Genomic DNA, 12,269 nt, shown 5'->3' with positions numbered 1-12,269 from the left:
CAGCGTTAAGGAAATTTCAATATTAAAAAGCCTTATTTCTCCATTTAATGCTGAGAAACAAGGCTTTTTTCATTGCTTCATTAAAGTGCCAGATTGCTGATAACCGTTCTGTACATCTGGGTTGAGCGATATTGCAGAAATGTCCCGGTTGCTGAAAAGCTCCTCGTAGGCCCTCATGGGTTGATTCTTTGCCTGATAATCCGGGCACATTCTTCTGGGGATGTCTTAGTTGTGTCGACTATAATGTCATAATGTATGCCCACATGAACCGTAGTCGCTTGTGAAACTGCCATTCCTGTAACGCGGTCCCCTCGTTCGCGCTCTCGAGCAGACGCTACGGTGGGATCACAGAAAACACCCACCCATAGCACCTGTAACCCTTCCAAAGAGACTTCCCAGCGATTACAGGCTTCTACACCACTAATGAAGACATCTTCGATAATCACTTGGGCTCCTCTACGGACCTTCTCCCCAATACCGTGCATCCATGCAAATTCCAATGTGCGAAATTCCGTACCTGGACTTACAGAGCCATCGTCACCGAATTTAATTCCGCTGTCTGCTTTCAACATTGCATCGGGCATGGCGTCGATTAAATCGTCGATACTAAACCTTAACCATGGCGTTGGCAATAAATTCTGGAGACACTTTGCAATAGTAGATTTCCCGGAACTCGATCCACCATTTAGAATAATTACGTCTACCATAACTTTAACCTCTCTTTTGAACATAAGCTAAGGGCTACTTAAATCGCTATGCTGCCTTTTAAACAACCTCGAAATCTTCTCCTCTTTATATAACAGTAACCTTTGATAAATCTGCTTCTATGCCTTTTAGAGCGGCATAGGTCAGTTTATCCATCATTGCGCCATCAAAACAGATGGATTTAATAGCACGGTAATATTTCTTTGACAAGGTACCCCCCTGGAAAGATACATTTTTGAGTGTTGCGCCTCTAAACGAAACTTCTTTTAGCGCCGCCTTGTCAAACTTTACGCCGATAAAGGTCTGACCATCTAGACACAGCCCTGTCAGATCGGAATTTTTGAAGTCCACACCGTCAAAGAGACAATTTTCAAAGATTGTTTTTCTAAGGTCGGTCATGGTCAACATGACATCGGTCAGTGTTACACCTCTGAATTTTACTCCGTAGAGCCCTGACTTGCTGAAGTTTGTACGCACAAGGATTGATTTATTGAAGCTTGAATCTGTAAGGTCAATGGCGGAGAAGTTGCAGTCTGTCAGATTTGCGTTGTCAAAATTGGCTTCACTCACATCGCTTGACTTAAATAAGGTGCCGGTTAGGTCCGCGCCGGAAAAGTCGGAGCCGCGCAATGCGCTCGCCACAAATTTTCCTTTATGTGCGGTAACACCCACGAAGTCACTATTTGGTAAGTTGCTCGCGCTGAAGTTTGTTAGCACCTGGCGCTCCAGTGAGCGGGATAGGTTGGCAACCTCCTGTACCGTTTGTTCGATGTTGCCGATGCTATCAATAGTCATCTCAAAGGCTGTTTCATCGTCCTTACCTTCCTTTTTTAGTTCACTGAATCGTTCCTGTAGATCGGAGAGCAGATCAGCCTTTAGGTCGGCAGCGCTTTTTATCCCATTATATGGTGCAAAAACGCCATTCACGTATTGGGTTAATTTCTCGTTCATACCATCACATCTCCTTAAAATAATTTTTCTAGCACGCGCTTTGCATACTCCCAATTGCTTTTGTTGTTGGCGTAAGTAGCTTTACCCTTTTCGGTAATTTTAAAATACTTACGTCGTCCTCCTTGAGATTCATCCCCCCAGTACCACTCGATATCGCCGTCTGCTTCAAGTCGCCGAACGCTTGAGTACATCGTGGCTTCCTTTAACTCATACTTGCCGCCCGAGCGTTCGGCAATCAGCTTAACAATTTCGTATCCGTAACGATCAGCTTCGGATAAGAGCCGTAAAATCATCGTATCAGTATGGCCACGAAGCAGGTCGGATGTGATCTTGTTCTCGCTCATATCATCACCTCCATATAGTAATATGCAGCACGACACATTACTGTGACTGTCAAGGTAATATTATGATTAAAATACTTTGATTAAGAAATTTAATATATGCAAAAATACACTAAATCTAATTTTGATAATCATTACAAAATGGGCAGTTTTGTTATAAGATTATTTAGACATAAAAAAAGGCCCCAAATCCTTTAACCAGGCGGGCCATTAAATACCTTTACTCCTATATACCATTTTAATTGAACCACATAAAAAACTTTACACCATTCAATTCACGCACCTTTTAGTTTAAGTGCGTGTGTTCACAAACTTTATCTAAAACAAGCCGTTTTCCCTCAAGGAAACGACTTGTTTATTGTTATGCCTCTAATTTTTCAGTTTGTGTTTTCTCTTTTATTGAATTAACTTTTAAAGCAGAAGTTAGTATGATTACCATGCTTACTACTCCAATCCATACAAGGGTAGATAAAGGTGAACTCCAAGTTAATCCCTTTCCGAAGAAGAACAGTTCACGCAAACCTTGTATCATGAATCGCATTGGCAACCAAGAATAAACCCAATCTCGATAAAATGGTGACATCATTTCTGGAGCCATAGCAAGCAATGGTGCTCCAAAAAATAACATTAAGGCAAAAACAGCAATACTTTTGATTCCCAACAACGAAAGTACAGCTAAAATCATTAGGAAAAAGCTAAAAGAAGTAATCGATAGGAATAAAGCTGTATCCAGATAATGTGGAATATGAAGTCCTATCATCCGATCTGCCAACCAAGGTAAACCAAATCCAACGACAAGGGCTACCATTGCCCCCATTACTATTTGTCCTATCTTTATGATAAGATTCTCTTTCCGATTTGTAATGGATAATTTACTAAAAGCGATAATGATAATAGCAGCACTTGCCAAACTTGCTATCCATAATGGTTGAAATAAGGAAACAGGAGAATTTCCGTTTGCACTATTAGTGCCAACTTCATTAACATTAGTGACTTTTTTTGTAAAAGGATTTGCTAGGCTTTTAGCTTGCTTTGCTGTTAATGTTGCTCCTTGCTTTTCAAAACCATCAAGCAGTTGTGTACGAATATTATTATTCATATTGTCAACTACCCCGTTCAATATTTGCCCCGCAGCGGCTGATGCTGCCGGATTCATACCTTGATTAATAAATATTTCAACTTCGGACGATGAAGGTGTAGCAGTCTGTAAGGAAGCCTGTTTAGCACTGAAATCTTTCGGGATGACTAATGCTGCATAATATTCTTGCTTATCTAACCCTTTTTGTACTTCCTCTGAACTTTTTACTACAACCCATTTTACAGCGGGGTCTTCATCAGTTGTTTTATTTGAATTTTTTTGTATCATGTCAACGATTGTTTGACCCATATTCATCTTTGGTTGATTAGGAATTTCAACCCCTACATCCTCATTTACAATGGCAATAGGCAAATTTTTTGGTTGAGGTTGAACCGATGGAAATAATGTTAGTGAAAAGATAAAAATAACTGCTAATGCGATAATGGGTGAAATTAAAAACACTTTGTTTTTGAACATATTTTATCCTCCCTTATTTTTTGCTATAATAACGAACAACCTGTTGTTTATTATATTTAAAATTTTATAATTGAATCCTTTTCTCTTCAATAATCAAAAATGGCAGATGTGTTGGTTACGGAACACCTTTTATAAATGTGTTGGGTAAAATTAAGGAGGGAGTAGTTTGCGAGATAGTAATACGGATTTACGAATCATTCGGACAAAAGGAGCAATCCGAGATGCACTAGTGGTATTAATCGACGAAAAAGGTTTTGAGGCAATTACAGTTAAAGACATAACAACCAGAGCGAGAATTAATCGAGGAACATTTTATGCACACTATCAAGACAAATTCGATTTAATGACTAAATGCGAAGACGAAATTATGTTTGAGATGTCCAGAATTGCAAAACAGAACATCCCAGATGTTATCGATGCACTTGAAACCAACTCACCGATTGCAACACCATTTCCCCTTGCAGTTTTAATTTTTGAATATCTAAATGAAAATAGTGATTTTATGAGAGCTGTGTTAGGTCCAAAAGGTGATTTATCATTTCAAACAAGGCTGAAAGATTTTATGTGGAAAACACTGTTTGAAAATGAACCAAACGCACTTTTTAAGGAGGAAAATTTACTTGTTCCATCACAATATTTTGCTTCTTATGTTGCTTCTGCACATATAGGAGTAATTCAACAATGGTTAAACAGTGGCAGGAAAGAATCTCCTCATGAAATGGCTCGAATTCTATCAACCATAACAGTAAATGGACCCTTTTTTGCAGCTGGGTTAAAAAAATAGATAAGTCAAAGCAAAAGGGACAGTGCCTTAGAAAAAAAAGATACTGCCCTTTTATTTTTACATACTTGTTTAACTAATATTCCCCCTTAGATTAAGTACAATCTTTCACAATCTTATCAATAAATACCCAATAATCGTGCCCGAATGTTGAACTTTCAAAACTCAAAACGGTAACCGGTTAGCTACCTAGTATCACCAAGAAGGTGGAGGCCATTCGGCAATTAATTGCCGAATCAGTGCTATCTGTCCAGTATGATAACTGTTGTGTGCCATAAGAGTGGCTAAAAGGTCACCACGAGTCCTTTCCAATCCTGCGTCTTTCAGTTCCATTAAATCTTTTTTTGCTTCGTTTTCAGCTTCCTTTAGCCCCTTACTGAATAGAAAAAGAGTGTCACTCCATTCAGTTTCATATGACGGAGCTGTTTCATCGGGCCATGAGTCTTCGTCATGTTCTGGATGATTGGGCACCCTACCTTTAAGGTAGGCAAGATAGAAATCTTGCCAGAAAATCATATGGTTTAGAATCTGCCACACTGAATATGGACAGTTTACGGGTTTTTCCCCAGCCATCTCCCACCGTAAACCCTCAAATACCTCCAAGGGGTCAACATGAGCATTTTCCCCATGTAACCCATTTTCAAAGAAATAAGATGACATAAGCATTCCCTCACTTTTACAAAATTGAACAAACTTTTTTCACTCAACAAAATAACCAATTTTTTCGACGTTCCCACTGTTTCTCAGGCCTCTTGTGCTTTTTTGTACTATTGCCAGGTGATGAAACAGAAAAGCAAAAATTTAGATGGCCAAATTGTTGATAATAAATCGGCAAACGGGGATACCGTTTCGGTCATCATTGATTAGCGGTTTGCTAATGATGCATGTAAAAGTAAAAGCAAAAGACGTTCGGTTTCCCCTCCCAATTCCATATGCTATTTTAAACATTGTTATTTCCATTTTGTTTTCAAAATTTTTTCAGCAAAATGCAAACAAATGGACAAAAGAGCACTTCGAAAGAAATAAACTGGACTTTACCTTTCCACTAATAGACAAAAAAACGCTAAAGCCTATCGTCAAGGAACTGGGAATCGTGCTAGTAGATGTCAAAGCTAAGGACGGTACTGAGGTTAAGGTTAGACTATAATTTATATTATAGAATACACCGACCACTAACTGGCATTTTGAAGAAAAAGCCTAATTTCTCGCTTACACTACCGAGAAAATTGTAAAAAGGCAATAAAGTTATTTATTTTATAAGCTCAAACAAGCATAACCCCGTTCTAAATTTAGGACGGGGTTAAAAATATAGTTGTTTAATTTTTAATGTAAGATCCTTCACTATACTAAAAAATATAACAATAAAGTCGTTTAATAATCTAAGTTTTATTCAAAAAATAGCGCCCTATAATGGAATAACTCCAGAACTCTTTATCATTACATTGGTTTATATCAGATTGTTAACATCTTTGCTTATGAAGCGACTTTCAATCTTTGAAAACTATGAGAATACTGCAATTTTACGTGCGATTGATTCTGTTAAACGAGATGCTACTTTTGGAACAGCCCATTTAATAATTGGCGTTAACACCGCACCCGATAATCCACCTGCATGGACTTCCACGGTACAAGTCATTGTTGTTTTACCATTAACATCTTCTGCAGTAAAGTGACCGCTGCCTGTAAAATTATCTGATAAACCTTTTAGTTCAAACTTAATATTTGAAGGTTCATTCCATTCGGTAATATCTACCTGCGCTTGTATTGTTTTTTTAATACCTTTCATACTACCTTCAAATGTCCAAATAGATTGCTTGTCATTTATGATTTCATGTTCTTTATAGGCTGGTACTGTCGTTGCCCATTTTTCAAGATCACTGACATAATCCCAAACTGCTTGTACATCTACTGGAATTTCTACTGTATGTGTTCCCGTTGCCATTATGATTCCCACTTTCACTACGTATGAATTGTAAATTTATATTTCTATAAAATATAATTATTACATAAAAGACATAAACTTACATCACTAATTACACATAGATTTCCTTCTTCTAATAATCTTATTATTTGAAGAACTGAAATTTACCAATCCTCCACAATCTCCTTTATTCTTTTTTGCATTTTTGTAGATCCATATTCAAATATCAGGAGTTCGAACATAGGATTTTTCTATTAAAGTATCGGAAAAATTTATATTTTCAAGTAATATTGTATTAAAAGAGAACGATAGAAACGACATTGATTCGAATAAAGGAAACAACAAAAAAGAAGTAAGTATTCAAGGAATACTGATTATTCCTAGGAGGAGAAAAGATGAAACTATTCACCGCCTTCCTCACAGTTATTGTGTTAGGCTTTGTGGGATTTGTTGCGACGATTATATCTTTACTAACAGGAAAAGCAGAGTTTTATTCTATTTTTATTCCGGCGATTACGGTTGGGCTGATAATCACGATCATTCTTGCTATCTATGGGAAGGCAAAGAAAAAAGTTCCGAAGTTTAGTGTGATAGCCTTTTTCTCATTATGTGTGATTTCCGTTGCAGTTTATGAAGGCTACCAGGCTTATCTTAAAAGTATTGAGGTCGTAAGCACACAAGATGTAGATTTATCCGAATATCTTCCGTTTGTAAAAAATACGAAATTGGTCCATTTAGAAGAGCCATCTACGTTTAAGATTGAGGACAATCTTCCAAAACTAGACGGTGCAACCGCCTTATATCCTGTTTACGCAGCTTTTGTTCAGGCGGTGTACCCAGAAAGGGAGTATCCATTATACGATCTTGATGGTGTCGTTCTCTCTAGCCAAACAAGTCATGCCTTTGACCGTTTAATAAATAGTGAGGTCGACATGGTGTTTATAGCTCACCCGTCGGAGCAACAGATGAGCAGTGCCAAAAGCCGTGGGGGTGAGTTAACCTTGACACCCATTGGCCGGGAGGCCTTCGTGTTCTTTGTTCATGCGGATAATCCAATAGAGAAATTATCAATTGAACAGATCCAAGGCATCTATTCGGGTAAAATTACGAACTGGAAGGAAGTAGGTGGAAAGGATGAGGAAATCCGTGCGTTCCAGCGTCCGGAAGGCAGCGGAAGCCAATCAACTTTAATTAAGGTCATGAATGGCATCCCGTTAATGGACCCGCCTTCCAAGGATATTGTTTCTGGGATGGGCGGCATCATTAGAGAAACGACCAATTATCAGAACCGGACAAATGCTATTGGCTATTCCTTTAGACATTTCTCCCAGGAGATGGTTCATAATGGAAAAATCAAACACATTGCTGTTGAAGGGGTTCCTCCGGCAAAAGAAAATATTCAAAATGAAACGTATCCACTCGTAAGTAACTTCTACGTTATCACAGGCGGGAGCCAAAACACGCATATCCAAGCGTTCATTGACTGGATGCTATCAGATCAGGGCCAGGAAATTATTGATCGGACAGGGTATGTTCCTTTGAATTAATAAATTAATAAATAAATAACCAATACAACGTTTCTTCGTTTAAAAATTTGAGAAAGCAGCTTCGGTAACCAACTGAAGCTGCTTTTTAGCTTGCTACTTCAAGCTATATTTATAAGTGATAATAAATCATGCAAGTTGTTAACAACCTACATTCAAAAAAAGAGGAAATAAACGTTTATTCGAATATACATATATTTATTCATTCATTTATTGTTAAAAGTAAATACAGCGCCTTATTCCATTAAAGGGCCATTTAATGGAGGAAGAATAACAAGGAAAATTGAATACTTAAGGTAATGACTGTATGGTGTTTGTTAAAGATTGTACTCAAACTAACGGAGCAGTTTAGTTTAAGAAGGGATATTAATGTAATTAGACGAATATTGTTTATTGCCATTGACAGGAATTTCTTCTAGTTTAAAAGAGAAGTTGGATAAATTGATTATGCTAACCAATCAATAAATCGTACCAGATGCTAAAAACGGCATCTTTTTTATATAAAAAAGAAAGGGGAATAGATGTAAATGGAGTTTAGAATGGCGAAGAAAAGTGATTTAAAAGAGATTGTGCGTTTACTAGCAGATGATGAACTGGGATCCAAACGAGAGAAATATGAAAACCCTTTACCAGAGGCTTATTATAGTGCCTTCTCAGAAATTGAAAATCAATGTGGTAATCAAATCTTATTAGTTATTGAAGGTGAAATCGTAATAGGGTGTTTGCAATTAACAATTATCCCTGGATTAGCTAGGTTAGGAATGAAACGGGCCCAAATTGAGGGAGTGCGTGTTGATCAAAATTACAGAGGGCAAAAGATTGGTGAAGCTTTATTTCGGGAAGCAATTAAAATAGCAAAATCAGAAGGTTGCGGTCTTGTACAGTTAACTACCGATAAAGAGCGTAAAAATGCCTTCCGTTTTTATGAAAAATTAGGCTTTACCTCCACTCATGAAGGCATGAAGTTAATTCTAAATTAAATAAATCATATATTCCACAATCGGGCGCTTTTCTGAAATAGGAACAGCGCTTATTTTCATTATAGGGCCAGCTTATTTCGTAATCAAAGCCCAATTTCTCGCTTATAACACCGAGAAATTGGGCTTCTTTCTATTGGACTTTTCTTAACGAGGGAATGTGAACATTGTTTTTATGTACTCAACCCATTTTCACTTTTTCATTAAAAAGGGCTTTTAATTTAGATTATTATTGTATCCAGAACAGTGTATGGTACATAGTATAAACCATATAGTGTATGTCGCATAGTATATAAAATTGAGGTGGGGGAATGAGTACTTTACTGAATTCATTAACGACAGAGCTTAGGAGAGGAACGTTGACATTAGCCGTTTTAAGTCAATTGCGAACCCCCCAGTATGGATATTCACTTGTTCGATTATTGGAGGAATCAGGAATTAACATTGATCAAAGTACCTTATATCCATTGCTTCGCCGTTTAGAAAAGCAAGAGTTAGTAACGAGCAGTTGGGATACCTCTGAGAGCAGGCCCCGTAAATATTATGTTTTAAGTGAATACGGTCTGGAAATTTTTTTACACTTAAAAGAGGAATGGATTAAAAATTCGAAAGAACTTTATGGTTTATTAAAAGGGGTTGAGGAAGATGAATTTGATTGAAGTTTATATTCAAGAAGTCACTCGCAGGCTGCCAAATAAAACCCGAAAAGATATTGCGTTGGAGTTAGAGTCAACGATTTATGATATGTTGCCCGAGGATTATTCGGAGAAGGACGTTCATCGGGCGCTTGAAACATTGGGCAATCCTGCTATTCTAGCCAGTAAATATAATGAGAAACCGATGCATTTGATTGGTCCGAAGTATTATGATGTTTATATCACATTATTGAAGTTGGTCATGCCTATTGCGGCAATTATTTCATTCATTGCCTTGGTAGCGGTAAAGTTTTTAAGTCCTGTAGAAGACGGTGCTGTATTAGCAACTGTGTTGGATATGATATTGGAAGGAGTCGGGCAAATCATTGGTGTGATGATTCATACATTTTTTTGGTTTACTATCGTGTTTGCCATTGCTGAACGTGTAGATGGAATCAAGGATGATTCCCCTTTATCAGCGCGTTTCAAACCATGGTCACCTGATGATTTAAAGCATGTTATCTATGTTCCTAAGTATAAAGCGATCAATACATTTGAATTGTCTTGTGGTTTAGTATGGACGGCAATTTGGGGAACGACTTATTTTTATGCTGACCATTTACTTGGAATATATGAAAATGGTGAAAAAGGCCTGCGAATGGTAATGCCAGCGTTTAATCAAGAAGTGCTTCTCTCTTTTTGGCCATTTATTGTATTGTTGATTGGAGTAGAAATAGCCTTGGCTATTTCTAAACTAATTAATAAACAATGGACACATAAATTAGCTACATTTTTTACAATCCATCAAATTGCGTCGCTTGCCATCTTGGTTATCATTTTAACGACCACCAATCTCTTTACTCCAGAATTCTCAAATCAAATGGGTGGAATTTTTACAACAACTCCAGCACATATTGAAAACTTTATCATATGGGGGCTTACAACGATTTTTGTCGTGTTTGCCGGATGGGGAATTTTTGATGTGTATAAGAGGGCAAATATTAAAACGGATATAGAAAGTGTAAATAAAAGGTAGAAGGTTAATCATTTTTATCCGATAATATGCCCTTTCTCAGCCCTTAAAGGGGTACAGCCAACATTTCGCGATTCGTTGGTGGGCCCCCTTTAGATGAATGCTTTGATAGAATCTCTAGGACTAAGACACGCCGTACCTTTAGAACAGTTCTTTCTTAGATGATCGATCATTCTCTAGCAGAAGAAGAAATTTCCGCATTTCCCCTGAATATATCTAAGTAAAGACTATAAATGGAGGGCTGTTTATGGCATTAATTTCAATCTATACTGTTGGTAGACTAAACTATCCCGAAGTTAGGTGCGACTATAATGTTCAAAAAAAATCGAAGAGCCAATGACATTATTGGTTCTTCGTCTTTTTGTATGCTTATGTTTATAGGTAGTGGCATTAGTTAGAACCAAGCTTTAGAAAGTAAGTGAACTCCTTCATGAATCCTATTCTCATCTAAACCGGCAAATCCAAGAAGCACTTGAGAATATTCTTGCGAAGGTGGTCGCTCATAAAATGAGGACACTGGATACACTAAAACTCCCTTCTCTTTAGCAGTAGCTATAAGCTCTTTCTCTGTCATGTTATTCTTGGGCTCTAAGAGCACGTGTAAACCAGAACCTGCACCAATTATTCGGACCTGATCATTCATATTAGCTTTAATAGATGTAAGTAGAGCGTTATGTCTTTTCTTATAAATATTTCTTACTTTGTTCAAATGCCTCGACCATTGGCCACTTTCCATAAAGAGCTTTAGAGTATGTTGATGTAATCTTGAAACAGTTTGCTTATAACCAATAAAGTTTTCATTGTACTTTACTAGCAACTTTGTCGGAAGTACCATATAGCTCAAACGCAAAGATGGAATTAGTGACTTGGCAAAAGTCCCCATGTATACAACATTTCCATACATATCAAGGCTTTGAAGCGATGGAATAGGCTTTCCTTCGTATCGAAATTCACTATCGTAATCATCTTCGATGACATATCCCCCCTTCTCCCTTGCCCATTCTATTAATTCTAAGCGTCGAGATATTGGCATTACTGTTCCTAAAGGGAATTGATGGGAAGGAGTGACGTAGACTACTTTCACTTCGCTCTCTGTTAACTCAGTAACATTAATTCCATTTTCATCAAGATGAATGGGCTTAACTGCTCTTCCATAATCCTTAAAAATAAGGCGTACTCGGTCATAGCCGGGTTCTTCTATACCATAAACTAATTCTCTGCCAATCATTTTACATAGCATACTTAATAGATATTGTGTACCTGCTCCAATTACAATTTGATCTTCAGAACATTCAACTCTCCTAGATTGATAAAGGTATCTAGCAATTTGTTTTCGAAGTTCCAATTCTCCTTGCGGATCTCCATACAATAACAACTGGTCTTGTTCAGTAGCGATACTTTTCATGGTCAGTTGACGCCATAATTTAAATGGAAAATGAGTTAAATCTACATCCCCATATTTAAAATCGTATTCAATCTTTGCTGTTGGATCTTTCTGAAAATCCAATTCCCTTTTTTTCTCTTTATCCATGTTTTCATAATCTATAAGGAAGAGGTCATTTTTTAACTCTACAACAAACAAACCTTTTCTTTCTTCACTTCTAATATATCCTTCAGCAACAAGTTGTTGGTAAGCAGCATCAACCGTGTTGCGACTCACGTTTAAATAATCTGCCAAATTTCTTTGAGAAGGTAACTTACTGTGAGGGGCAATATTTTGTCTTTGAATTTCATTTCTAAGATACTCGTAAAGTTGGATATAAATGGGCTCTTTTTTTCCAACATCTAAGGTTGGCGTAATTTCTAACAATATATAACCTCCTTAT

13 protein-coding genes are annotated in these 12,269 nt (G+C 37.3%); 6 read left to right on the top strand and 7 right to left on the bottom strand.

Translation table 11 applies throughout. The features are described from left to right. Nucleotides 1–173 precede the first annotated feature (173 nt). From F7731_RS22010 to F7731_RS21995, 4 genes are all read right to left on the bottom strand, one after another. Complete coding sequence (locus F7731_RS22010) at nt 174–707, bottom strand: chloramphenicol phosphotransferase CPT family protein (RefSeq protein ID WP_151536949.1); 534 nt, start codon at nt 705–707, stop codon at nt 174–176. Between the two features lie 85 nt (nt 708–792). Continuing rightward, nucleotides 793–1,656: a pentapeptide repeat-containing protein gene (locus tag F7731_RS22005; RefSeq protein WP_151536948.1), complete on the bottom strand. Its 864-nt coding sequence runs from the start codon at nt 1,654–1,656 to the stop codon at nt 793–795. 14 nt (nt 1,657–1,670) lie between these two features. Next, entirely contained in the window at nt 1,671–2,000 is a 330-nt protein-coding gene (locus F7731_RS22000) for a PadR family transcriptional regulator (RefSeq protein ID WP_151536947.1), read from the bottom strand. A gap of 358 nt (nt 2,001–2,358) precedes the next feature. Beyond that, complete coding sequence (locus tag F7731_RS21995) at nt 2,359–3,552, bottom strand: YhgE/Pip domain-containing protein (RefSeq protein ID WP_151536946.1); 1,194 nt, start codon at nt 3,550–3,552, stop codon at nt 2,359–2,361. Nucleotides 3,553–3,718: 166 nt separating this feature from the next. On the opposite strand from F7731_RS21995, the gene F7731_RS21990 reads away from it, so the two are divergent. Further along, on the top strand, nt 3,719–4,336 hold the full coding sequence (locus F7731_RS21990; protein ID WP_151536945.1) for a TetR/AcrR family transcriptional regulator: 618 nt from the start codon (nt 3,719–3,721) through the stop codon (nt 4,334–4,336). A 192-nt stretch (nt 4,337–4,528) separates the two neighbouring features. Here F7731_RS21990 and F7731_RS21985 read toward each other — a convergent pair whose 3' ends face one another. Beyond that, the gene (locus tag F7731_RS21985; RefSeq protein ID WP_170289776.1) at nt 4,529–4,993 is read right to left on the bottom strand and encodes a DinB family protein; all 465 of its coding nucleotides are present in this window, start codon (nt 4,991–4,993) and stop codon (nt 4,529–4,531) included. Nucleotides 4,994–5,210: 217 nt separating this feature from the next. Between F7731_RS21985 and F7731_RS21980 the strand changes: the two genes are divergently transcribed. Next, on the top strand, nt 5,211–5,480 hold the full coding sequence (locus tag F7731_RS21980) for a hypothetical protein (protein WP_151536943.1): 270 nt from the start codon (nt 5,211–5,213) through the stop codon (nt 5,478–5,480). Between the two features lie 354 nt (nt 5,481–5,834). On the opposite strand, the gene F7731_RS21975 is transcribed toward F7731_RS21980, so the two are convergent. After that, nucleotides 5,835–6,275 carry an SRPBCC family protein gene (locus F7731_RS21975; RefSeq protein WP_151536942.1) on the bottom strand — a complete coding sequence of 147 codons (441 nt, stop codon included), beginning with the start codon at nt 6,273–6,275 and terminating at the stop codon, nt 5,835–5,837. 374 nt (nt 6,276–6,649) lie between these two features. Here F7731_RS21975 and F7731_RS21970 point away from each other — a divergent pair, with 374 nt between their 5' ends. From F7731_RS21970 to F7731_RS21955, 4 genes are all read left to right on the top strand, one after another. Beyond that, nucleotides 6,650–7,801 (top strand): PstS family phosphate ABC transporter substrate-binding protein, encoded by a 1,152-nt coding sequence (locus tag F7731_RS21970; RefSeq protein ID WP_151536941.1) that lies wholly within the window; start codon nt 6,650–6,652, stop codon nt 7,799–7,801. Nucleotides 7,802–8,325: 524 nt separating this feature from the next. Next, nucleotides 8,326–8,778 (top strand): GNAT family N-acetyltransferase, encoded by a 453-nt coding sequence (locus F7731_RS21965; protein ID WP_151536940.1) that lies wholly within the window; start codon nt 8,326–8,328, stop codon nt 8,776–8,778. A gap of 308 nt (nt 8,779–9,086) precedes the next feature. After that, nucleotides 9,087–9,434 (top strand): PadR family transcriptional regulator, encoded by a 348-nt coding sequence (locus F7731_RS21960; protein WP_151536939.1) that lies wholly within the window; start codon nt 9,087–9,089, stop codon nt 9,432–9,434. Next, complete coding sequence (locus tag F7731_RS21955; RefSeq protein WP_151536938.1) at nt 9,421–10,446, top strand: HAAS signaling domain-containing protein; 1,026 nt, start codon at nt 9,421–9,423, stop codon at nt 10,444–10,446. Before F7731_RS21960 ends, F7731_RS21955 begins: the two co-directional genes overlap by 14 nt. A gap of 391 nt (nt 10,447–10,837) precedes the next feature. Here the strand turns inward: F7731_RS21955 and pdxR are convergent, their stop codons facing one another. After that, nucleotides 10,838–12,253 carry a MocR-like pyridoxine biosynthesis transcription factor PdxR gene (gene pdxR, locus F7731_RS21950; RefSeq protein WP_151536937.1) on the bottom strand — a complete coding sequence of 472 codons (1,416 nt, stop codon included), beginning with the start codon at nt 12,251–12,253 and terminating at the stop codon, nt 10,838–10,840. Between the last annotated feature and the right edge of the window lie 16 nt (nt 12,254–12,269).

It is taken from the genome of Cytobacillus depressus (assembly GCF_008923245.1).
GTDB lineage: Bacteria > Bacillota > Bacilli > Bacillales > Cytobacillaceae > Cytobacillus > Cytobacillus depressus.
The sequence above is the reverse complement of the archived record's forward strand: the minus strand, read 5'-3'. Positions and strand labels throughout refer to the sequence as shown.

Excerpts from the sequence above, each read along its gene's own strand:
- F7731_RS22010 (WP_151536949.1), bottom strand. The coding sequence starts at position 707 with ATGGTAGACGTAATTATTCTAAATGGTGGATCGAGTTCCGGGAAATCT.
- F7731_RS22005 (WP_151536948.1), bottom strand. The coding sequence starts at position 1,656 with ATGAACGAGAAATTAACCCAATACGTGAATGGCGTTTTTGCACCATAT.
- F7731_RS22000 (WP_151536947.1), bottom strand. The coding sequence starts at position 2,000 with ATGAGCGAGAACAAGATCACATCCGACCTGCTTCGTGGCCATACTGAT.
- F7731_RS21995 (WP_151536946.1), bottom strand. The coding sequence starts at position 3,552 with ATGTTCAAAAACAAAGTGTTTTTAATTTCACCCATTATCGCATTAGCA.
- F7731_RS21985 (WP_170289776.1), bottom strand. The coding sequence starts at position 4,993 with ATGTCATCTTATTTCTTTGAAAATGGGTTACATGGGGAAAATGCTCAT.
- F7731_RS21980 (WP_151536943.1), top strand. The coding sequence starts at position 5,211 with ATGATGCATGTAAAAGTAAAAGCAAAAGACGTTCGGTTTCCCCTCCCA.
- F7731_RS21975 (WP_151536942.1), bottom strand. The coding sequence starts at position 6,275 with ATGGCAACGGGAACACATACAGTAGAAATTCCAGTAGATGTACAAGCA.
- F7731_RS21970 (WP_151536941.1), top strand. The coding sequence starts at position 6,650 with ATGAAACTATTCACCGCCTTCCTCACAGTTATTGTGTTAGGCTTTGTG.
- F7731_RS21965 (WP_151536940.1), top strand. The coding sequence starts at position 8,326 with ATGGAGTTTAGAATGGCGAAGAAAAGTGATTTAAAAGAGATTGTGCGT.
- F7731_RS21960 (WP_151536939.1), top strand. The coding sequence starts at position 9,087 with ATGAGTACTTTACTGAATTCATTAACGACAGAGCTTAGGAGAGGAACG.
- F7731_RS21955 (WP_151536938.1), top strand. The coding sequence starts at position 9,421 with ATGAATTTGATTGAAGTTTATATTCAAGAAGTCACTCGCAGGCTGCCA.